Source organism: Flavobacterium sp. ACN2, assembly GCF_002303885.1.
Classification (GTDB): domain Bacteria; phylum Bacteroidota; class Bacteroidia; order Flavobacteriales; family Flavobacteriaceae; genus Flavobacterium.
Genome location: NZ_MRCM01000005.1, coordinates 86,009 through 109,184, shown reverse-complemented (window position 1 = coordinate 109,184; position 23,176 = coordinate 86,009). Strand labels below are relative to the sequence as shown.

The following is a 23,176-nucleotide window of genomic DNA, read 5'->3' as shown; positions in this document are numbered from 1 at the left end:
TAAGGTATATTTAAAAATTTAATAAAGTAAAATTATGTATTTATCTGAATTAAGGCTTTGGAATTTTAGAAAATATGGTTCTGAAAACCCATTTGATTTGAATAAACCAAATTTAATTGTTTCATTTAATAAAGGTCTAAATGTTTTAATTGGGGAGAATGATTCAGGTAAAACGGCCATTATAGATGCAATTAAATTAGTTTTAAAAACTCATGCCTACGAATGGATTAAAGTTGAAGAATCTGATTTTTATAAAAATTCTGACAAATTAAGAATTGAACTAGAATTTAAAGGCTTAAAGCCAAACGAAGCTAAAAATTTTATTGAATGGCTTGGATGGGAAGGTATTGGTAAAGAGGCGGAACCTATTTTAAGATTGATTTATCAAGTTGAAATTAAAGACGATAGAATTCAAGTAACAGATGTTAAAGCTGGTATGGATGAAACAGGTTATCCGTTAAATGCAGAAGCAAGAGAATATTTGAAAACTACTTATTTAAAAGCGTTACGAGATGCGGATAATGATTTAACAGCTAAAAAAAACTCAAGATTATCTCAAATTCTTAGAGAACACGAATCTTTTAAAAAGAAATCTAAAAGTGATGTACATCCTTTTGAATCTGAATTTAAGGAATTGAATTTAAAAATTGAAAAATGGTTTAAAACTGATGGAAATGAGAAACTTAAAAAAATTATTGACGATTTTTTAGTTTCATTCACTCATAAAGATAAAACATCGCGTATATCACTTGGAGACAGTGATATTAAAAGTATTTTAGAAAAAGTTTCTCTAGGAATATTAAACCAACAAAATCTTGGTCTAGGAACAATGAATCGATTATATATGTCGGCTGAATTGCTACACTTAAAAAAAGATAATTGGAACGGTTTAAGATTGTGTATGATTGAAGAATTAGAAGCACATTTACATCCACAAGCACAAATGAAAATTATTGAAGCACTCCAACAAGAAACGGAAGTTCAATTCATATTATCTACTCATAGTCCAAATTTAGCTTCAAAAGTTAAGTTGCATAATTTAATATTTTGTAATAACAATCAAGCTTTACCTTTAGGAGAAGTACCTAATGAAGAAAACGAAAGAACTAAAAAAGATAAGTATACCAAATTGGAGAAAAATGATTATAAATTTTTAGAACGATTTCTAGATGTGACGAAAGCTAATTTGTTTTTTGCCAAAGGAGTCATCTTAGTTGAAGGTTGGTCAGAAGAAATAATTTTACCTGTTATTGCTAGAAGATTGGGATATGACTTGACAGAGAAGGAAATCTCGATTGTTAATGTTGGTTCTACAGCTTACTTAAAATTCGCAAGAATATTTTTAAGGCAAAATCCAATCGAAAAATTAAATATTCCTGTCGCAATAATAACGGATTTGGATAATAGGCCAGATAGTAAAGACAATTCATTTTGCGCAATTAAAAAAGAAGAAAAAGAAAAGAAAATAGCTGAATTAGCGGATAGTTTCAAAAATACAAATGTGTTATTATCCTCTACAAGTGATTGGACTTTAGAATGGTGTTTATATAAATCAGAAACACTTTCTAAATTTTTTAAAGAATCTGTTTCTGAGATTCATTCTGGTACAGATGAGTTTAAAGATGGAAAATTCGAAGAGACTAAGTTTATATCTAAATTAAGAAAGGATAAAGGACATAGTCCGATAGATAAGGTTGAAGTTGCTTCTTTGTTAGCAGAAAAAATCGAAAAAGATTTGTCGCTAACAAAAGAGAATTTATCTAAAGATAAAAAAATGGAGTATATTATTAATGCAATAAAACATGTTTGTAATGAAAGTTGAAATAAATGATATACATATTAGAGAAGCGGAACATATCTTTATTGATGGAAATGAATTTGATAAAAAAGAAAGGATTCCATTTATTAAAAATCTACAAACTAGTGATCTTTTAGCTGTTCCAGGCAGTGGGAAAACAACTGCTTTAATGGCAAAACTTTATTGTCTTTCTAAACAACTTCCATTTAATGATGGTTCAGGTATTTTAGTTTTGGCTCACACTAATTCAACCGTTAATGAAATTGAAAAAGAATTAAAAAAGCATTGTCCTAATTTATTTCAGTATCCAAATTTTATAGGAACTGTTCAAAGTTTTGTAAATAAATTTTTGGCTAACCCTGCAAATTTTTTAAAATATGATTCCTATATAGCTAAAAACGATGATGATATATATAAAAAAGAAGTTGCGGATTTTTTTAATTATAAACTTAAATGGAAGCAGAATGGAGATACTTTTCCAAAACTAAAGAATCTCTTGTATGGTAAAGCAAATCACAATAGGACAAATCTTTCTCCAAATGAGAAGAATGAAAATACTATTGATTTTATTTTTTATTTAAAATTCGATTTAATTAGTAGAAAAATATTGTATGGTGAAAAAAGCAAAACCCTATATAAATTTGACGGAACTGCAAAAGATCATTATTTAGAAATTGAAAATTGGAAAGAAAGTTTGTTTAGAAATGGAATTCTGTCATATAGAGATTCCTTTTCATTGGCAAATTGGTATTTACATAATTTTCCTAATGTTAGAGAACAACTTCAGCATCGTTTTAAATATGTTTTCATTGATGAAATGCAGGATTTAGAAGAATATCAAATAGATATAATTGATAATATTTTTTTTACTGAAAAATCTAAAACTATAATTCAAAGAATTGGTGATCCAAATCAGTCAATTTACAATAGAGTTAAAGATGAGTGTGATTGGAAGCCAAGAAACGCTAGCTATTTAAATGGTTCAAACCGCTTAAGTTCTAAAAATGCTGAATTAGTAAATTATTTTACTTTTAGAAATGAAGAAGAAAAATTCAATGTTGTGGGAGAAAGAAAGCTTTTACAAAATGAAAAAGAGATTAATCCTCACTTAGTTTTATTTACTAAAGAAACCAAAGAACGTTTAAAAATTAAGTTTGAAGAAATAATAAAAAGCCATAATCTCCATAACATTGAAGAAAAGAAAAAAGGGTTTAAAATTATTGGTTGGACAGGAGAAAGAACAAACGAGAGTGATGGTAATTTATGTCTTCATACAGTTTTTGGCTACAATAAATTGAGTAAATCAAAAAAAGAAGATTTTGATTCACTGAGTAAATATCTTCAACTTTTTGATCAAGAGAAAGAAACGTTAGAAGGAGTTAGAAAATCAATACTAAATGCTCTAATTACTATATTGAGATTTGAAGATAAAAAATTAGTAAAGATAATTAGAGGTAGAACCGTTGAGCGTTTTTATACAAAAAGTGATCTAATTGAATACATTAAAGCATGCTCTAATAATGGGATTTATGAAGATTTTAAAGCTAAATTATTTGATTGGTGTTTTGATTTAGTTTCTACAAAAAACTATAGGCTTGTTTTTAATTCGGTTAAAAAATTCATTGAAAATGAATTTAAGGAATGGTTTGATTTAGAATTAAATCGTAAAACGCAGTTTTTTATTTTTGAATTTAATGATGAAATGAGAATTAAGAATAAAAAAATAGTTGAAGATAATTTAGGAATTGAAGTGACAACAGTTCATGCTGTAAAAGGCCAAACACATTGCGCTACAATGTATGTCGAGACGGCATATAAAAAGCCTATTTATGAAACTTTAAAGTTAAAAGAGGCTAGTTTAAATACATCAATAAAAAAACAAAAGTTAAAAACAATTCCATTGTACAAGCAAAAACAAAGTTGTGAAACCCCGACTGGTATAGAAGCTTTAAAAATGATGTATGTAGGTTTTTCTCGCCCAACTCATTTGTTATGTTTTGCAGTATTAGAGGAAAATGTAAAAGACGATTTAGATAAGTATAGAAATTCTGATTGGATTATTAATTCTGATTTAGTAAAAAAATAAAACTATGATAACAAGAAAGCAAATTGAAGAGTTAAGATTTGTATATAAACAAAGACTTATCAGTGGACAACTAGAGTTTGTAAATGATGAAATAAAAACAATGATAACTTTATCATTAGAGGGAACTGTTGGTGTTATTTGTAGAAATTATAAAAAAAGTTGGGGGAATATTAATTCAATTAATGAGGTCGAAAAGATTATTGAAAGTATTAAAAATAAAATTTAAGAAAACAGGTATTACTCAAATTAAAAATTACATCCATCAACAATAATTTTATCTTTGCTTTCAATCTTTACATTTGGCATTAAAATTTAAAAAAAAAATAAAAAGTAAGTCATTTCTTTCTTTTTGAAATAAAAGAATATCTTTGTAATGCAAAACAATCAAAGGAGTAATCCTTAAACTTTTTAAAAGTTAACATAAACGAATACCTCGTCACGGTGAAGGAACAGGAAACTGTCCTAAATCATTCCTTTGAATGTTTTGCACACCTAAAGCGAGGTATTCGCGCATCTAAAATTTTCTATTATGCAAAAAGAAAATCAAAAACCAACACATCGTGATGTAGTGCCATCCGTACTTAATTTCCTTTCAGACGAATTGTTTGAGGGAGATTACAAAGAACAGCCCCTGTATTTGCAGGAAATCTTCGAGCTTTTAATGCATACAGAGTTTGGCGACGATATCAATTTAAGGCAAAAAATCCTGAGCTGTTTAAGAACCAGCCGAAATCTGGCAGAAACTTTATCGCCATTTTCAGAAAAGCAGATTTATAAGGCTTGCGCCAGTTTAAAAGTAAATCAATAAAAATAGAAAGCCCTGCAGATATTTATTTGCAGGGTTTAAATTTTTAGATTTCCAACGTTGGCGCTTTAAGCTTAATTTAATTCCGGCGCGAAACTTAGTGTTCTCGAGCGGGACACTCGCGTTAGCAGGGGATAAATTAATAATAAATAAATAGTCCCATTTTTATAATAAAAAGAATAAAAAATATTAAGAAGAAAAGCCAAAATATTTTTTTATTATTATAGATAGCTATAAAAAAGAGATAGGAACTTGAACCATTTCAAAATAAGATTCTAATAAATATACCAGATTAGATAAAACATTTAGATAATTAATATGTATGTTAATTAAATCTGATAATATTGGAATCATAAATAACATGAGTGTTAATATACTTATGAATAAATTTATTCTCCAAAATAACTTCATATGTTTTAATATTTTAGTTTTTCAAAAATGTCCTTTGTTTTTTCTATTAATTCTTCACTTTTTCTATATATTTTATTAGTTGTACTTTCTTCAGGATTAAGAGATTATTTCTTCATTACAAACAAGGATATTACACTTAAAGGCATTTTATAAGTTTTAAAGAATTTACTTTTTCCTGTATTGTTTTGTTTATTATTGAAAATACTCTGTTATCTTTTTTCCATTCTTTTTATTAATTATTATAAATTTACATGGACCGTTTGCTGGACAACCACTTCGAAACAGTAACTTATTTGAGTAATCTTTAATTAATTGATAGCCCAATCGATATGTATAGGGGTAGAGATTTACATCTACTTCATTAATTGTAATTTTAAATTTATTAGGTTTCTCTAGGGTTAACCATATTCTATCGCAATTAAATTGCCAATAAAGATTATAATTTTTCTTTAGTTTTATCGTATCACAGTTTATATTGCTTTCATTCATTAATTTATTTTCGTTACAAAAGCAATTTTTATTCTGTGCTGAACAACTACTAATTTGAAGTATTATTAAAAATAATATATTTTTTATCATTTGATATCTTCTTTAGGTTTTGAGATATTAACTTCTTTCCAAAATATAGTAAGGCCATATTGAGCTGTCGACTGTAATCTAATTTTGTTTTTATTTTTCATTCCTCCATAATTCCTTTGTTGGAGCGAGTACATAAACTTAGTGTTCACGAGCGGGACGCTCTCGCTAGCAGGGGGAAGACACAGGAGTTTAAAAGTGAAGAGAAAGACCTAAAATGTTTTACGTTTTCGATTTTTTGTTGGCTCCATTCCTAAAGAACCATTATCAGCTGACCAATGCAGGCACTTATTACGAAGCTCCCTTAAATCTTTTTGTTCTTGTATTTCCTGCTTATATGTTTCAAAGAGTATATTTCCATCTTTAATACCTTTATATTTTGCATGAATTTCATCATACCATTTAAAATCATAAGGGTTTGCATCACCAAAAACATATTTTCGCAAACGCTTTTTTACTCGCATAAGCAAAGCATCCTTAGAAATACTGTATTTTTTTATTTCTAATTTTTCCATGTTAAATGGTACTTTTTGTGCTATGGCCGATTCTGCCATAAAATGCAATGTAATATAGCTGTAAGTGTTTTTTAAGTTCCTTACGCCTTTTAATTCGTGTTTAGGGCCAAAGAAAGAAATTTGCAGCTGATCATCAAGATACCAAGATTCGGCAATCAGCTTTTCTGAAAGTTTATTAAGCACTTCTTTAAAATTTTTCTCAATGATTGCAACTGTTTCAACGCCATTATTATAACTGCCGCCGATGTCTGAGTGCACGCCAGGAAATTCTTTCTCTTTTCCTATAGTAGTTTTGGTAAGCGAAAAATTATTACGGTGTTCATCAGTTGCAATAAAATGCATTACAGTATTCGCTTTAGACAGATTATTTAAAGGTATCTCCGTTTTGTCATTCTCGAAATTAGGTTTTGCACTTGCCAGTGCTGAATAAGACGAAACCGTATCAAAAAGCCCCAAAAAACGTACTTTTATCAGACTTACTTTGATACCGTTTTGTGCCAGATAATATCCCAAATACCCTGCTTTGTTTTTTTGATTGACAGATAAAGGCATAGCTTTTTTGCTGATTTCATTTAGAAAGACTCTGGCAGCGGCTGCACCACGACTGAAACCAAAAACATCCAGATAAAGTACAGGCACTTCTTTGTTTTTACTTTCTTTGTCGATTGTTGCAGCCAACTTTTTACAGCCTTCTTGTACTTTAGCTAATATGCCTGTATCTCCAGTACCAAAACCAGCACCTAATAGTTCATCACTTTTTTCTTTTACGGTACCGATTCCGTCAACATATACCGCCAAATTATCTGGATATACGTCATGAAGTCGTGCTACATTAGACCAAGCATTATAATAACTGCTGCTTTCATGATCTCTGCCATATCTTCTATAAGCTTCTGCCGAAATTTCTTCTTCGGGCGTTAATTTTTCGCCTCTTGCTCTTTTATCATAATATTCCTTGGCTTTGGTATTGTTTTTATTGTTATTGGTTCCATCAAAAAAAACTCCTATAGTTAAATCTTGTGTTTCATCCTCTTTTTCAGGCGGCGTGTAATCTCCAAATATTATACTCATAATCAATTCAATTTACCTGTTCGCGTTACTCTTTCTCTTATAGGATATTGTTTGCCTCCTTGTTCAATATACAAATCAGTAACTCGTTCTGACTTATTTTCAAGATCAGGGTTAATTTTTATAACCATTTCTGCGGGTTTGTTTTTATCAATATGCTCCTTAAACAATTTCCTAATTTCGTTTTTATCAAAATCCATTGGGAATTCATCATATCCGCTTATTTCAAGGTATTTTGCCCAATAATACTTATCTTGGGTGAAAGCAATGCGGGATACAAACTCTTGTTCTTTTTTGCCGTTTGTAACAGACCAAAAAATTTGAAAAGCACAAGGAATTGCCCTATGCCTTTGGTCAGTTGGTCTGTCGAAAGGGTCTTCGAATTCTCCATTGGACATTTTAATGTACAATCTACTAATTTTCGAACCTTCTGGTAATATTACTTTTGGTCTCCATAGGTATTTTTCCCTATAGGCTTCGTAAACCTCTGCTGGCGGATATCCATTTTGGCTTATATATTCTCTTAATTCTTTGGAAATTGTGCCATCATATGTTAGCATATCCTTGGCATAGTTTTTTTCAAACATATACTTTTCCTCTTCGGTAATCAGTTTGGGATCTAAAATAGTTTCATGAGCTTGAAACCTCGCTACTTCTACCTGCTTGTCTGTTCCTGCAACCCAAACCACCACCATTCCTTTTGGACCTAATCCAATGTTTATGCAATTATAAGGTTTTGTTTCAGCTTCCGGACCTTTTTTAGAATAATAGCCTTCATCAAAAAGTTGCTGTATTTTTTCAACAGGAAGCTTCCATTCTCCTTTATAACATTTATCGTCTACATAAGACAGCCATGTCATATCTAGTCTATGAGGCACGGGAGCTTTGATGTCCGTGTCACTTATACTACGTCCCCATCCAGCATTACTAAAACCTCCCATTTGACTAAAAAAATAACCTCCTGCTGCTCCCGTATAGACTTCAACCGGATATTCTTTTGGGGCTGAAATATGTGCAGACCACTCATATTTTTTTTCTATATATGAACTCATTGTTATTATTACTACAGTTATTACTACTATGATTATGAAACCTAATAAAATGTTATATTTTCTGACACTATTTTTTCTCACCTCTAATGGTTGTTATTTTAAGATTGTTTTTCTTCGCCATGAGCTATTATTTTTTTCCACTTATTAAATTTAAATCTCCTTTTGTAGCTTCAAAATTTAATTTGTTGGAATCTTTTTCAAGTTTTCCTTTAACAACTAATTGATAGTCCTCTATAACTTTTATTTTAATATTTTTTGCTCGTTTAGTTATTCCCATAATTTAAAAAATTAAAAAAGATTAGATTTTTCAGCACTATTAATATGGACTTGTTTTCCACTTTGTATAGTCATATTTTCTTCATTACTATAGAGGCTTACTTCTGAAGCTATTTCATTTGAGATGTCTGAAGTGCGACTAAAATCCTTTTCAACAAGTTCAGTTCTATTATCTGAGCGCTCCAGAATAGTGCCTTCCGCATTTATAAAAATATCATTTCCTGCTTCTTGCGTCATATTGTTGCCTGCACTCATATCAATATCAGTTCCTGCTTTTACCGTAATGCTTTCGCTAGCCTCAAAAACAATATTTTTAGCGCGTATTGTAACTGTTTCAGGAGAGGTCACATTAATGCTTTTTGTTTCTTCATTCATATGCAATTCATTCCCGCTTGGGTCAGAAAGCCAGATGCCCACTTTTTCAATAAACTTGAAAAGCTGTCCAAAAGGGAGTTTCCATCCTTTTATTCGGTTTTCGGCATCAAAGAAATCGGGCATTTCTTTTCCGTTGTAATAGGTGCCAGAAACATACGGGCGTTCTGCATTGCCGGCTTCAAAGCTCACCTGAACTTCTTCGCCAATTTCGGGCCTGAAGTAAAGCCCTTTTCCAGAACCGGAGTAAGGCTGAACCACCCGCATCCAATCGCTTTTGCTTGTCCAGCCATTCCAGAAAAAATCCACTTTTATGCGTCCCATTTTTTCAGGGTCGTTATTGTCAATTACTATTGCGGGCTGGCTTTCGGCGGTAGCAAATACATTTACGTCTGTGTAGTGCGGCGCTGCCACATCGGAGGGAATTGCTTTAAATTTGCAGGTATAATTTCCGTTTACTTCAGAGCGGTGTACAATTTCAACAGCCAATAAATGGTGCTCTACGTTTTTGTTTTCAATAGAAAAAGTCTGTCCCAAACCTATAGGCAGATAAGAGGTGCCGCTGTAAAATATGCTGTTGGCATCGCGTGCAGCGGTCTGCATTTTCACCATTTCGTCAATTTCCTCTTTATTTTGGGCGTTGCTGGTATACGCGCCGTTTTCAAGTCCGGGTCTTACAATGTAAGGCTGCTTAAAGACGGCAAGCGATGCAAATCGGTCTTGGCTTCCTTCGGAGGTTTTTTCTGCACCATTTTTTATGCGTGAAGCGCTATTGTAGTCATAGCTGCTGAACGAGGTTTTATGCGAAATCAAGCTGGCCTCGATGCTAAAGTTATGGAGCGATGATTCGTTTATAAGCTTAATATCTGTGTTTTTAATCTGGCCAAACTGCATGCGCATTCCGTCAAAATAAAACCATTGGGCGTAGCGTGAAGAAAGGCGTTTAAGAAAATCAAAGCTTGTTTCGTTGTACTGGGTTTTAAAACTGAATTCCTTTGTATAAGTTGGAGTAATGGCTTCCCTCTGGTAAAATTCTCCTGAACTTTCTTCGGCAAAAATCTCCAGTCCGATCTGCTGGAGGCTTTTCTCGCGAAAGATTCTGGATTTTGGCATATCATCAAGAGCAATGGTATGGCTTATTCCTGTAACGTGCAGTCCGGCAGGGCTTCCGTTCTTATCGATAGAGCCCAATTTTGTAATTCTCCCTTTAGACATTAAGCGGATGCCTTTTACCTTAAAGGTAAAAATTACCTCGCTGCCAATGTAACTGCTAATAGCTTTTTCCTGATCCTGCGGAGCAATGATAGGTTTTCCGGTGTATTGCCAAAAGAAAGAAAAATGATGGTGGTCTGCCATTTTTTGGGAAAGCTCAAGATTGTAATAAATCACATTTTGGGTAAAGCCTTCTATGGTGATATTTACCTGTTCGGAGAATTTTGACATTTTTTAGAAATTTAAATAGTGTAGTGATTGGTTAAATTGAAATCTATTTTTTAAAGAACTTGGCATTGCCGAAAACCGATTCTTTGGCGGTCAGTTCTATGGATAAGAGCATTAGAATTTGCTCATGCTGTTACATTCTTCTTCGTTGATTTATAGTTTGCTAGAAAGCTCATGCTGTTAATTTTAAGGTTAATGAGATGCAGTAGTTTTGTGATCCTTTATTCTTATATAGAGAAGGATAGGGGGATTTCTAGATGTAATTGGGTTTACTGCTGGTATATTCGCAGTACTTTTAGTGTGGTATTTGGTAAATATATAGTGAAGGGATAAATAAAGAATGCCTCTAAAAGACAAAAGAATAGCAGAATAAGGTTTTTGTTATGTGATTTAAGGTCAAAACGCTACAAATAAAAACCCAAACCCTGCCAATACCAATTGGCAGGGTATTTTTTTACAATCAAATAGTACTTTTAATTCCTAGATTTTTTAACATTTAAAAGACATTATTTTAAGGCCAAATCACTCTAAAATTCTTACATTACCCTTTTAAAATAAAAGCCGATAAAGATGAATATAAACATCTCAGTTAAACAATTAGGAAAAAAACATCCGCTACTTCAGGAAAAGAATATAGATCTAGCAGTAGAAAATCCTATCATTACTACACAAAAACTCATAGAATCGATTGTTGACCATCAGGTACAATTGTTACGTTCTTCATCCTTTGAGTTTGAAGACGAAGACAAAATCCATCTTCCCAAAGAAAATTATTTACCCATTCTTACCGATACCGGAAAAGTAGGTTTTGGCGCGCTGTACAATCACAATCAAGTAGATTTGGCCAAAGCGCAGGAAAATGCCATTGTAGCTTTCGAAGACGGTTTGTATGCTATTTTCTACGGAGACGATCAGCTGGAAATGTTAACCGAACAAATCGATTTATCTCAAAACAAATCCATCACTTTTATCAGGCTGACTTTCTTGGCGGGAAGCTACTGGTAATTAAAATTCCAAAAAATAAATCCCAAATTCCAAAATTGTTTGGGGAAATCCTTCTACTTCGCTCAGAACGACAAAGTGAAGTAATCTAAAATCAGAAATCTAAAATAAACAATATGACAATTGAAGATTTATTAAAAAGTAAAGTAATCGAAAATCCAATTAAGAGATTTAAAAAAGAATTGGAAGAAATTGTAAACAGTAATCTGGTTACTAAATTATTTTCTAAAACAAAACTAAAAAAAGAAGTGGCGGAGTTTGGTCTAGAACTCGTAAAACTTCAGGACAATTATTACAGCAATTATATTTCGCTGGGTTCTACAGAAGCCGAAAAGTTTGCGACTTTGGTAAAAGAGAATATGTGGGAAGATCAAAATTACTACGATCTTTTGCTTTACTTTTTTGGCGAAGAAAACGCCGCCTACGTAAAAGAAGCTTGGAGCAGATTGCCTCAAAAAATGTATCAGACAGGTTATACGCGAAGAGCATTTAGGGCACCAAATCATAAAAGTTATTTGCTGGTCAATCAGATTAATTTTCTGCGTTCTTTGCTAAACGGACCTTACAAATACAATTATCAGGACAGCACCACTTTTTATTATGATTTTAGTATTGAAGATGAAATTCGTTACGATACCGAGATTTCAAATACCATTACTAAATTCATGGTTTGGTCTGCTGCATTGGATTCTGGTAAGGAAGGACTTTTCCAATTATTTGAAGACATTATTTTCAATAAAGATCCGTACGGAAAAGTGTCTAGAAATATCATCAAAGCCCTTTTAAACAGCGAAAAGCAGGGAAACTGGGAGTTGGTAGAAAAACTGCTTTTGGCGGCTCAACGTCAGGAAGGTTTGCGCCAGACGATTCTGGAAGCTTTAGACGAAACAAGCATTGGCGCTTTGCAATACATGATTAAAGTGCTTATTGATAATAAACTGACTCGTTTTTCATCGGTTGTAAGAGCGATTGATACGTGGACAGGTTTGGGTTGGGATTCTGAAAAAGAAACTACAGTTCGAAATATTATCGAGTTGGCTTCGGGTTATTTTTCAAAACCAGAAACGATTGCGACTGGCGTAAAAAGCAAAAATAATAACGAAGTCTATATGGCGCTTTGGGTTCAAGGTGTTTTGGATGTCGAGAAAACAGTTCCGTATCTGCACGAATTATTAGAAAAAAGTTCGGTCGAAAAGAAATCGCTGGCATTGAAATTTGCGGGAGAAACCAACGATCCTTATATCGAAATGCCTCTTTATTTTAAAGCGTTAGAAGATGAGAATCTGCAGGTTTTAGCGTTTGCCGTTCCGAGAATGAATGCTTTGTTGGAAGCCAATACAAAGTCGAAGTTTTATATCGAAAATGCAGATTATCCGAACTTCTTTGATAAAGTTTACAATCTTGCACAAAGCATTGCCGAAAAAGAAAAAACTTTTGAAGGAAAAGTATTTTCGTGGTTAAATGTAAAATTCGAAAGAGATACGCTTTATGCCGCAGCGATTAATTTGGTGGGCGATAATACCGAAAGATTAGAAGCGGTTTTGCAACATTTTGAAGGCTTCTCGATCAATTTAAGAGAGAAACTGACCAGAAATTTATTGGGAAGTTTTTACAGCTATTCGTATTACAGCAATCAAAACAATTCAACCAAAACAGAACCGACTGAATTTCAAAGAAATTTTGCTTTGCGAATTTTAAAAGACAGAGGAGAATCTCTTGTGGCTTCTGCGGTTAATGTTTTAAAAGATTTGAGTTTAACCGAAGAGGAATTGGCTGTTTTTCAGGAATTATTTAAACGTAAAAATTCTAATTTAAAAAAGAATCTAACAGCGATTCTGATTAAACAAGAAGATCAGAAAGTAGTCAAATTTGTTGATCAGACCGTAGAAAAAGGCGATTTGGAACAGCGTATGTCTATGTTGGACGTAATGCTGCAGCTTCAGAAAAACAATAAACTGACGGATAAGGTTAACGATTGGGTAAAAGATTATCTGCAAAGGCCAAAAATTACAGAGAAAGAAACCAAATTTATTGAGCAGTTAGAACCTTCAAAAAAGAAAGATCTTTTAAGCGCAGAAAACGGTTACGGATTTTTTACGCCAAACGAAATTTCAGTTTACGAATTGCCAAAACCAAAAGCAGATTCTGTGTATGCAAAAGCGGTAAAAGAACATCAGTACGGTTTTTCCAAATCGATGTCGCATATTAAAGACGAAATTGCGAAGCTTTATAAATTGTTTGAAGAAAACAGAAATTACGAATACGAAATTGAAAACTACGATAACAGCAAATCGACTGTTTTATTGGGGAATTCTTTTAGACCATTAAAAAATCTAAAAGACGATAAGAATTCAGAATTGGCTGCAACCAATTATCCGTTGTATGAAGTTTGGGAAGAATGGTTTAAAAATTCAGGTTTAGTAGAACGTGATTTGTTTTTGCTAACGTTTGTAAGCAATTGCGATCGAAAAATCTGGAGAGATTTTCTAGAAAAGCATGTTTTTTATTATAAAGAATTACTGCCACACCCAAACAAAAGAGGTTACGATTGGGATAATGCGATTCTGAATATTCTGAATGCGTTGCAAGTAAAATATGCTTTTGAAGAAAAAGTAGATTTCTTAATTGACGCTAGTAGCGCTTTGTATGCAGATCTTCCAGAGTCTGTAAAAGAGTTTGAATACGTGCCAGGTAAAAATGAATATTATTACAATAACAACAACGGAAACGGTTGGCAAAGCCAGAACTTTTTTGATGTTTATCTAAACAGAATCGACTTAAGAAATGTAACTACAGAACAAGAAATTAAGATATGGAATCTGTACAGATGGAGACAGTTAAACGGACTGGAAAAAAATATTTCGCACTGCAAACCTTTTGTTCAGTTATATAGTGCTGCATTTGAACAAAAGTTAATTACCGAAGGTGAATTGTACGAAGGTATTTTGGAACCAGAAAGAATTTCATTTTTAACGGGCGGAACCAGAAATTATAGAAATCAAGGAAGCGAAGACTTATTGGTTAGATTTCCGTTCCTAGTTTCGATGATAGATAAAATTCGCGAAACATTTTTGGATGTTGAGGTTAAGAGAGGAGATTCTAATACTTCGGTAACGCATTTGGTACAGAGTTTCCAGAAGATTTTTGGTGCCAACCGTTTGGTCGAATTGATTACAGCGCTTGGTAAAGCAAGTTTATACAAAGGGTATATTTATTCTTGGAGTTATACCGATTTAACGAAACAGAAATTATTTAGCTTCTTACTGAAAAGATGTTATCCGCTAGAGACAGATACACAAGAAAGCTTTAATGCTTTAATTAAAAAAGCTAAAATCTCTGAAGAAAGACTGATTCAGACTGCTATTTATGCGCCTCAATGGCAAAAGTTTATTAGCAGTTATTTAGATTGGAATGGTCTGGACGAAGGAATCTGGTGGTTTCATGCGCATACCAAAACAGCATCTTACAGTGCTACAAATTCGGAATTAGAAAGTGAAGCGGCGAGATTTTCGACTTTAGATTTGCAAGATTTTAAAGATGGTGCCGTAGATAAAGATTGGTTTACATCGGCTTACAAAAAACTTGGAAAAGCAAAATGGGAAATGCTGTACGAATCGGCTAAATATGTAACAGACGGAAACGGCCACCGTCGTGCGCGTTTATATGCAGACACGATTACAGGCGATTTGAAAATCAGGGAAGTTACGGCCAAAGTAAAAGACAAACGTGATCAAGATTATTTGCGCGTTTACGGATTGGTGCCTTTAAGTAAAGCAAGTCCAGAAAAAGATATTTTGGCGCGTTACGAGTATTTACAGCAGTTTAAAAAAGAAAGTAAAGAATTTGGATCGATGAAACAGGCGAGCGAAGCTTTGGCGATTCGTGTGGCATTGGAAAACTTAGCCAGAAATGCAGGTTATCCAGATCCAGTTCGTTTGACTTGGGCAATGGAAACCAAGCAAGTTCAAAATATATTATCAAAAGAAACCGAAGTGGTTTTAGATGATGTAACCATAAGTTTGGTCATTAATAATGAAGGAAAAGCCGATTTGGTTACCTATAAAGCAGGAAAAGAATTAAAATCGATTCCGCCGAAATACAAAAAAGACAAAGGAATTCTAGAACTGACGAATTACAGAAAAACGATGCGCGAGCAATGGACACGTTCGAGAAAAGGTTTGGAAGAAAGTATGATTCGCGGAGACGAGTTTTTATTCGCAGAAATGCAAAACCTTTTTGAGCATCCCATTATTTCAAAACATCTAGAGAAATTGGTTTTTATTTCTAATGACAATCAGATTGGTTTTTATGTTGATGGAAGTTTAGTGACCGGTTTAGGAGAAATAATTTCGTTGAATCAAAGTCAGACTTTCAGAATTGCACACTGTTTCGATTTGCATAAAAATAATGTTTGGGTAGATTATCAGAAATATTGTTTTGACAATAAATTGCAACAGCCATTTAAGCAAGTTTTTAGAGAATTGTATGTTCCAACGCCAGATGAATTAAAAGAGAAATCGGTTTCAAGACGTTATGCAGGGCATCAAGTACAGCCGAATCAAACTTTGGCTTTATTGAAAACAAGAGGCTGGAAAGTAGATTATGAGGAAGGATTGCAGAAAGTTTTCCATAAAGAAGGCTATCAGGTAAAAATGTATGCAATGGCAGATTGGTTTTCGCCAGCAGATGTAGAAAGTCCGACTTTAGAAACTATCGAATTTCATTCTTTAAAAGATTATAAAAACATTGCTTTTGAAGATATCAATCCGAGAATTTTCTCAGAAGTAATGCGCGACATTGATTTAGTGGTAAGCGTTGCCCATGTTGGCGGAGTTGATCCTGAAGCGAGTCATTCTTCTATAGAAATGAGAGCAGTATTGTTAAGAGAAACACTTCGTTTATTTAAAATTAAAAATGTTGAAATTACCGGAAACCATGCCATCATAAAAGGACAATTGGCAGAATACAGCGTACATTTAGGAAGCGCGATTGTACATCAGGTTCCGGGTAAATATTTATCGATATTGCCAATTCATTCGCAACACAGAGGACGTTTGTTCCTTCCATTTGCAGACGACGATCCGAAATCGGCTGAGGTTATGTCTAAAGTTTTATTGTTTGCGAAAGACAATGAAATTCAGGATCCAACTATTTTAAGTCAGATTGATAAGACGTATGCTTAAATTAAAAATAGAAAAGGCTGTTCAATAGTAGAACAGCCTTTTTTAAATTCTAATTTTTTTTAAGATAAAAGATAAAAAGGCGAAGTAGTTGTAGTTGGTAACAAAAAAAGAACGTTACTTTATCAAAGCTTTAACTTCAATAAAAAATGACAAATCTAAAAAACCGGGGAAAAGAAGCCAGCGATGATGCGCTCTTCGGAACTTTAAAAATGCAACAGAAACTAAAAGAAGCTGTTGCAGATATGCACTACTTTCTTAGCAGAGGTTATGGCGAAAAAGCAACATTGGTTTTGGTTGGAAATCGCTACCGTTTAAATGCGCGTCAGCAACAAGCTGTTCGTGGAATGAGTGCTTCTCAAAGTCAGATTGTAGACCGAAAATCAAAGGAAATTCAAAATAAGGATCTAGAGGGGAAAGAAATTGTTATTGATGGTTTTAATGTGTTAATTTTGCTGGAAAGCATCTTGTCAAAAGCCTATGTTTTTACAGGATTAGATGGTTATATAAGAGATTTGTCAAGTGTTTATGGAACTTATAGAAAGGTAAATCAAACTTCGCAGGCTATTGATATAATAGTGGATTTTTTTAGAAACGAAAAAGTAAAAACGGCGCATTGGTTGTTTGATAAACCCGTTTCTAATAGCGGAAAATTAAAACAGATAATTGAAGAAATCGCTTTGAAAAATTGTTTAGATTGGAAAGTCGAACTAGTCAATAATCCTGATAAAGTTATGGCAGAAAGTAATCAAATTGCAATAACATCTGACGCGTGGATTTTAGATCATGCTTTGGCAAATTTTAATTTGATGAAATATGTTTTGACTCATCTCAATATAACTGAAACTATAATTTGCAGTGAATAAATAAAAAAATAATGTTCTTTTTAATGAGGTCAAAGCTGTAATTCTTTAAAAATAATGAAAGAAAACAATAACAACAATACCTATATTTTTAATGATGAAGAATGGAAAAGCTGTATAAAGGTTTTACAGGCTTTAAAAGACAATCCGTTGGAGAATCCTGACAACGATTTATTTGCGGGTTTGATTACCAAAATTCATAAAAATGCAAAAAAAAATATCCGAAGCGTCAGTTATACTTCAAAAAAGCAACAGGATTTTCAGGTTAGTATAAACGCGACTATAGTATCAAAAGCTTTAAAAGGAGAAACATTATTTTCAGAAAAAGAAAATCCAGAAGAACAACAATTTACCGAATTAAATCTGCCTAAAAATTGTTATGCCTGTAATCGATCTTATAAGTTGGCCCATAGTTTCTACACAAGACTTTGTCCAGAATGTGCAGAAGAAAACTATGAAAAACGTTTTCAGAATATAGATTTAAAAGGAAGAAACGTAATTTTAACTGGCGGACGAGTAAAGGTAGGTTTTGCAACAGCTTTAAAATTATTGCGAAGTAATGCCAATGTTGTACTTACAACCCGTTTTCCTGCGCTTGCGTTAGAACAGTTCAAACTTGAAGAAGATTTTGATCAATGGGGAGAAAATCTGATTATCTATGGTCTGGATTTACGAAATCTAAATGCTATTAATGAATTTGTATCATTTTATAAATCCAAATTTGACAGTTTGGACATTTTAATAAATAATGCGGCTCAAACTATAAAATATCCAGATGAATATTATGTTCCATTAATTAGAAAAGAAGAAAACCTGCTTGGAGAATTTTCGGTAAATGTCCATCTGATTGCCAATAAAACTCAAGTAACATCAGAAGTAAAAGCTTTAGAGTATGGTTTTGAAGAACAAACTGAAATCGCAATTTCGCGTTTTGGACAACCTGTTGATAATCGGGATAAAACCAGTTGGAATTCTACTTTGGAAGAAATTAGCATGTATGAGCTTGTTGAGGTTAATCTGATCAATCAAATTGCGCCTTATTTCCTGATAAAAGAACTTAAACCATTATTTTTAAACTCAGCATTCGATGAACGTTTTATTGTGAATGTGACATCTTCTGAGGGAATATTTAGTTATACTAACAAAACGATTTTTCACCCTCATACTAATATGACAAAAGCAGCACTGAATATGATGACACTTACTTCTGCCAAAGAATTTGCAGAAGATGCCATCTTTATGACCAGTGTAGATGTTGGCTGGATTTCGACCGGAGCAAAAGAAAGTCTGCGAAAAAAGCAGTTTGAAGAAGGATATATTCCGCCGCTAGATTCTGTAGATGGAGCCAGCAGAATTTTTGATCCAATCGTGCAGGGTATTAAAGGAAAAAGTATATTTGGGGTCTTGTTGAAAAACTACAAAGTTTCCAATTGGTAAAAGTTAGGATAGTAGTTTAATTGGAAAAATATTCCCCCCACAGGAAAAGTTTTGGGTTCGAGTCCCAACTATCCACTAGGGTGTTAGCTCAATTGGAAGAGCGTTCCCCACCACTGGGAAAGGTACAGGTTCGAGTCCAGGTGCACCCTTTTTTTTAAAGTTGCAAAGGTTCAAAGAGACAGAGTGACAAAGGTTTTTGTTTCTTAATTTTTGCTTCAAAACTTTTAAAAAAAAACTTTTTGTCTTAGCGCCTTCATGGCAAATAAAATATAAAGGTGTTAGCTCAATTGGAAGAGCGTTTACCCAGCAGGTAAGAGGTTGCAGGTTCGAGTCCAGGCACACCTTTCTTTTTTAAGTTACAAAGACGCATAGTTTCAAAGTGACAAAGGTTTTTTTGCTTCAAAACTTAAAAGAAAACTTCGTGTCTTAGTGCCTTCGTGGTAAATAAAAATACAAAGGTGTTAGCTCAATTGGAAGAGCAACTGTTTGCTAAACAGAAGGATGCAGGTTCGAGTCCTTGCACACCTATTTTTTATTATGCATTTTCGCGCTAATAAATTCCTAAAATATGCATTTCCATTTATCGAATTATATATTATTGAATATCAGTGTAATTAGATTAGTTTTAAAAAAATATGTTAAAATTAATTTCATTGGGCAATTTAAATTATGACAAAATATACTACATTTGTGGCCATAATTAAATATTTAAAATACATATGACACTTTCAATCGCAAAATATTTTGACCACTTAGCAGGAGAACTTCCGGCTAAAGTATCAGGATGCAATATGTATTTTTATGAAATTAAAATGTAAAATTTAGAGTCAAACTCATCATAAAACAGAAAAGCGTCCTCAAAGTAGGGCGCTTTTTTTGTTTTTAACCACTTCGACTTCGTTCATTGTGACAATAAAATGGAATAGAAAGACAATAAAATGATAGAATATTAAACCATAACTAAAAAAACTAAAAAAATAATTGACAAAATGTTTAATGATTAAACCAAATAGCGAAATATAATCTTGAAAAGTAATCTGATGAGTAACAGTCATTTGATAAAAAGAGAAATCTGCACCAGTTTGCGGACAGGGATTTCTTTGGTTTAATTTTAGTATAACTAATTGATAATCAGAAAAATAAACTTAAAAAATATTTGGAAATATGATTTTTTCGACATTATCTTTGCCGAACAAAATTGAAACACATCGTTTCAAATAATAACAAGAATTTAAAATATAATACAGCATACAAAATGGCTTTACAAAATAAAATATCATACGGATTACCACTAAACGCAAGATTCGATCTTGGACGTTTGACAATGCAGGTGCATCAATATAGGCAATAGGATAGTTATATCACGTTGAATTTTGTAAAGCACCTTTGATCGGGTGCTTTTTTTATGCCCAAAAAAATGATTTTGTAGCTCAGTTGGATAGAGCGTCTGCCTACGGAGCAGATGGTCGAAGGTTCGAATCCTTCCAAAATCACTTGTTCTCTAGAAGGAACTGGCTCATTGGGGTTACTGGCTAACCTTCCCGACTGTCTCTCGGGAGAAACGGGTTCGACTCCCGTATGAGCCGCTTTTTTAAAGTTTCTAAGTTTCTGAGATGCTAAGATTCTAAGTTACATAAATAGACCTGGGAAGATAACGGAGGTTGTTTACCCGCTTTGGATGCGGGAGGTCGCAGGTTCGAATCCTGCTTCCCAGACAAATGAAATGGTTTTTAAAGTTGCTAAGATTCTAAGCTACTGAGTTGCTGAGATTCGGATTTAAAAGTTTAAAAAACGTAGTCCCTTAGCATCTCAGAACCTTAGAAACTTAATTAAAAATGCAGGAATGGTGAAATGGTAAACACGGCTGATTTAGAATCAGTTTCCTGAGAGTTCGCCCCGATAGCTATCGGGACTCTTCCTGTACAAAATGAAGATTTAAAAAAATATACAATGAAAAAGATAAGCACATTATTCGCCAAAGATCCTAATGATTTAGGAAGGGTTATAGATAAAATTAATATTGAAAACAAATGGGTTTTTGAAGGAGAAGCTATTGCAACCAGAAAATTTGACGGTACATCTGTCGCAATTATAGAGGGTGAAATATTTAAAAGGTTTGATGCTAAAAATGGAAGAACAATTCCGTTGGGAGCAATTCCTTGCCAGGAAGCAGATCTAATTTCGGGACATCACCCACACTGGTTAAAATGTGATCGTTCAAAATCAGAGGATAAACATTTCTTTGAAGGTTTTGATGGATTAGAAAATAAAGTTGATGGAACTTACGAATTATGCGGACCTAAAGTACAAGGAAACCCGGAAAATTTTGAGAAACATACATTGGTAAAACACGGAAGTGAAATACTTGATTTTGTAAGTCTTGATTTTGAGGATTTAGAAATATTCTTATCAGAGAATGACATTGAAGGTATTGTTTTCCATCACATTTCAGATGAGCGAATGTGTAAATTAAGAAAATCAGATTTTGGTATTAAACGAATGGAAGTGATGCTTAATGGATAGTAATAGTAAAGAGTTATTAGAGATTAGCAGTCCGTCAGTTCGGGTATTTTTATGAGATGCGAACAGCAATTTCAAAAAAAAGAAAATACCGGGAAATTATATATTTAATAATAATAATTAAGAATTTAGAAATCATGGTGTTATATGATAAAATTATAGTGATTGATATTGAAGCAACTTGCTGGGAATCTAAGGAGGAAACACTCTTAAATCAGAGAGAAATTATCGAGATAGGAGTATGCAAGTTAATATTATCGTCTGGAGAAATTGAAGATAAACAAAGTTTTTATATCAAACCAGAAGTTTCTCAAGTTTCTTCTTTTTGTAGCCAATTAACTGGAATTACAAATGAAAAACTACAGATAGAAGGAACTTCTCTTGAGAAAGCATTGAAGAAAATTAATTCCAAATATTCGGCAAAGTATAGAACATTTGCCGGTTATGGCGATTTTGATAAAGAAATATTAGAACAAGAATGTAAATCAAAAGCAATTGAAAACCCATTTAGAAATGACTATTTGAATATAAAGACACTTTTTAATTTAGTTTACCTTCAGGAGAAACCTAAAGGATTATTGAAAGAGCTAGAGTTAATAGGAGAATCTTTTGAAGGAGAGAATCATAATGGAGCGGATGATGCTTACAATGCAGCCAAATTGCTGTATAAAGTTTTAAAGAAATAAAAAATTAAAAAAATGAAAGAATTATACAACCGAATAGCCCTTGTTGGAATTGAACAAGAAGAGTATGATGTAATAAAAGCCAATTATTCAGGACATATTATTTGGCATCAGTCTATTCCTAAAATCGTAGTAAAAGATGAAGTGCTCTATATGGAAAAAGCCAATGGAGTTGGAATGCTTCCAGTTGATAAAGTGGTTTATTATGGAATTTACGATAATGATTTCGATTTTATTACTGGTTTAGCAATTTGGCGAGGAGACTGTTATCCGAATGCGGCAGCAATGTTGGATTGCCGATTTAAGATTCCGTGCCTGGTAAAAGCATTATCTCTTTCGAAATTTAGTGCACCTCGTGGGTTTATAAGTGCTGGAGCTTCTGTAACTATTGCAAATGATACGGTTGCCAAATGGGGTAATTGGCATTGCGGCGAGAATAAACATCGTTTTACAGGAGAATGGGAAAGCCAATTTACGGCTACAATTGAACCTTATTATGAAGGAGAAGCCGTTCGTATCATGATGATTGGAGATGTTTATTGGCAGATTAAATTAGAAGGAGACGATTGGTTAAAATCTATTCATCCTGATAACGCAGGTTTTATGCCTGTTGATGAAGATTTACTAGCAGATACAATTTATATCAAAGAAACTTTGAAGATGGATATGATTGGAAATGATTATATCGTTGGAAAAGATGGTTCTAAATATTTGTTAGAAGTAAATCATATTCCGAACATAACTCGATTTGATGAAGTAAGAGAAGCTTATTTATCGACGGTTATAGAATGGATTAATTAAAAAAAATATCCTGCGCAGAATAATTGCGCAGGATCATTTGAATCTTTGTTTTAGAAACAAAAAACGTTCTTAAAAAAAAAAATGAATATCAAAGGAGACTTTGATTAAAAATATCAAACAAGCCTTGTTGGGTGTTTCTGTATAGCACCATTGTAGCAGACTTTTCGCGAAAGCGTATTATGTTTTTCTATGCAGCTTGGTTTGGAGGTTTTGATGGTTTTCCAAAAAATTATCGCACAAGGGATCTAAGGGTTGTGGGTTCGAATCCCATTCACAGTAATGTGGTAGCTC

The 23,176-nt window shown here is 33.0% G+C and carries 16 protein-coding genes and 7 tRNA genes; 18 read left to right on the top strand and 5 right to left on the bottom strand.

Annotated features, from left to right (window positions below):
- Positions 1-34 precede the first annotated feature (34 nt).
- The 4 genes from BSF41_RS07650 to BSF41_RS07635 all read left to right on the top strand — a co-directional run bounded on the left by BSF41_RS07650 (position 35) and on the right by BSF41_RS07635 (position 4,692).
- The gene (locus BSF41_RS07650; RefSeq protein WP_095928904.1) at positions 35-1,822 is read left to right on the top strand and encodes an ATP-dependent endonuclease; all 1,788 of its coding nucleotides are present in this window, start codon (positions 35-37) and stop codon (positions 1,820-1,822) included.
- A complete protein-coding gene (locus BSF41_RS07645; protein ID WP_172426865.1) occupies positions 1,812-3,884 on the top strand; it encodes a UvrD-helicase domain-containing protein in 2,073 nt (690 codons plus the stop codon). Before BSF41_RS07650 ends, BSF41_RS07645 begins: the two co-directional genes overlap by 11 nt.
- Before the next feature lie 4 nt (positions 3,885-3,888).
- A complete protein-coding gene (locus BSF41_RS07640; protein WP_095928902.1) occupies positions 3,889-4,110 on the top strand; it encodes a hypothetical protein in 222 nt (73 codons plus the stop codon).
- A gap of 303 nt (positions 4,111-4,413) precedes the next feature.
- Positions 4,414-4,692: a hypothetical protein gene (locus BSF41_RS07635; RefSeq protein ID WP_095928901.1), complete on the top strand. Its 279-nt coding sequence runs from the start codon at positions 4,414-4,416 to the stop codon at positions 4,690-4,692.
- Positions 4,693-5,292: 600 nt separating this feature from the next.
- Here BSF41_RS07635 and BSF41_RS07630 read toward each other — a convergent pair.
- The 5 genes from BSF41_RS07630 to BSF41_RS07615 form a co-directional block, all read right to left on the bottom strand.
- The gene (locus tag BSF41_RS07630; RefSeq protein ID WP_141248128.1) at positions 5,293-5,679 is read right to left on the bottom strand and encodes a hypothetical protein; all 387 of its coding nucleotides are present in this window, start codon (positions 5,677-5,679) and stop codon (positions 5,293-5,295) included.
- A gap of 209 nt (positions 5,680-5,888) precedes the next feature.
- Positions 5,889-7,262, bottom strand: a complete 1,374-nt coding sequence (locus tag BSF41_RS07625) for a DUF2235 domain-containing protein (protein ID WP_095928899.1) — start codon at positions 7,260-7,262, stop codon at positions 5,889-5,891.
- 2 nt (positions 7,263-7,264) lie between these two features.
- Positions 7,265-8,311 carry a DUF2931 family protein gene (locus tag BSF41_RS07620; protein WP_095928898.1) on the bottom strand — a complete coding sequence of 349 codons (1,047 nt, stop codon included), beginning with the start codon at positions 8,309-8,311 and terminating at the stop codon, positions 7,265-7,267.
- 127 nt (positions 8,312-8,438) lie between these two features.
- Positions 8,439-8,588, bottom strand: coding sequence for a hypothetical protein (locus tag BSF41_RS23700; RefSeq protein WP_172426864.1), 150 nt, complete (start codon positions 8,586-8,588; stop codon positions 8,439-8,441).
- A gap of 11 nt (positions 8,589-8,599) precedes the next feature.
- Positions 8,600-10,402, bottom strand: a complete 1,803-nt coding sequence (locus BSF41_RS07615; protein WP_095928897.1) for a type VI secretion system Vgr family protein — start codon at positions 10,400-10,402, stop codon at positions 8,600-8,602.
- A 567-nt stretch (positions 10,403-10,969) separates the two neighbouring features.
- Between BSF41_RS07615 and BSF41_RS07610 the strand changes: the two genes are divergently transcribed.
- From BSF41_RS07610 to BSF41_RS07555, 14 genes are all read left to right on the top strand, one after another.
- Positions 10,970-11,404: a hypothetical protein gene (locus tag BSF41_RS07610; RefSeq protein WP_095928896.1), complete on the top strand. Its 435-nt coding sequence runs from the start codon at positions 10,970-10,972 to the stop codon at positions 11,402-11,404.
- Between the two features lie 113 nt (positions 11,405-11,517).
- Positions 11,518-16,584 carry a DUF4132 domain-containing protein gene (locus BSF41_RS07605; RefSeq protein ID WP_095928895.1) on the top strand — a complete coding sequence of 1,689 codons (5,067 nt, stop codon included), beginning with the start codon at positions 11,518-11,520 and terminating at the stop codon, positions 16,582-16,584.
- 146 nt (positions 16,585-16,730) lie between these two features.
- Complete coding sequence (locus BSF41_RS07600) at positions 16,731-17,447, top strand: DUF434 domain-containing protein (protein WP_095928894.1); 717 nt, start codon at positions 16,731-16,733, stop codon at positions 17,445-17,447.
- 54 nt (positions 17,448-17,501) lie between these two features.
- On the top strand, positions 17,502-18,881 hold the full coding sequence (locus BSF41_RS07595) for an SDR family NAD(P)-dependent oxidoreductase (protein WP_095928893.1): 1,380 nt from the start codon (positions 17,502-17,504) through the stop codon (positions 18,879-18,881).
- A gap of 77 nt (positions 18,882-18,958) precedes the next feature.
- Positions 18,959-19,031 (top strand) — tRNA-Trp (locus tag BSF41_RS07590).
- 122 nt (positions 19,032-19,153) lie between these two features.
- Positions 19,154-19,227, top strand: a tRNA-Ala gene (locus tag BSF41_RS07585).
- Positions 19,228-19,336: 109 nt separating this feature from the next.
- Positions 19,337-19,407, top strand: a tRNA-Ser gene (locus tag BSF41_RS07580).
- A gap of 893 nt (positions 19,408-20,300) precedes the next feature.
- Positions 20,301-20,374: transfer RNA gene (locus tag BSF41_RS07575), tRNA-Arg, on the top strand.
- Between the two features lie 20 nt (positions 20,375-20,394).
- Positions 20,395-20,467: transfer RNA gene (locus BSF41_RS23650), tRNA-Asp, on the top strand.
- 57 nt (positions 20,468-20,524) lie between these two features.
- Positions 20,525-20,596 (top strand) — tRNA-Pro (locus tag BSF41_RS07570).
- 122 nt (positions 20,597-20,718) lie between these two features.
- Positions 20,719-20,804, top strand: a tRNA-Leu gene (locus tag BSF41_RS23645).
- 27 nt (positions 20,805-20,831) lie between these two features.
- Positions 20,832-21,404: a hypothetical protein gene (locus BSF41_RS07565; RefSeq protein ID WP_095928892.1), complete on the top strand. Its 573-nt coding sequence runs from the start codon at positions 20,832-20,834 to the stop codon at positions 21,402-21,404.
- Positions 21,405-21,460: 56 nt separating this feature from the next.
- The gene (locus BSF41_RS07560) at positions 21,461-22,087 is read left to right on the top strand and encodes a 3'-5' exonuclease (protein ID WP_095928891.1); all 627 of its coding nucleotides are present in this window, start codon (positions 21,461-21,463) and stop codon (positions 22,085-22,087) included.
- 12 nt (positions 22,088-22,099) lie between these two features.
- Positions 22,100-22,885, top strand: a complete 786-nt coding sequence (locus tag BSF41_RS07555) for a hypothetical protein (protein WP_095928890.1) — start codon at positions 22,100-22,102, stop codon at positions 22,883-22,885.
- Positions 22,886-23,176: the final 291 nt, after the last annotated feature.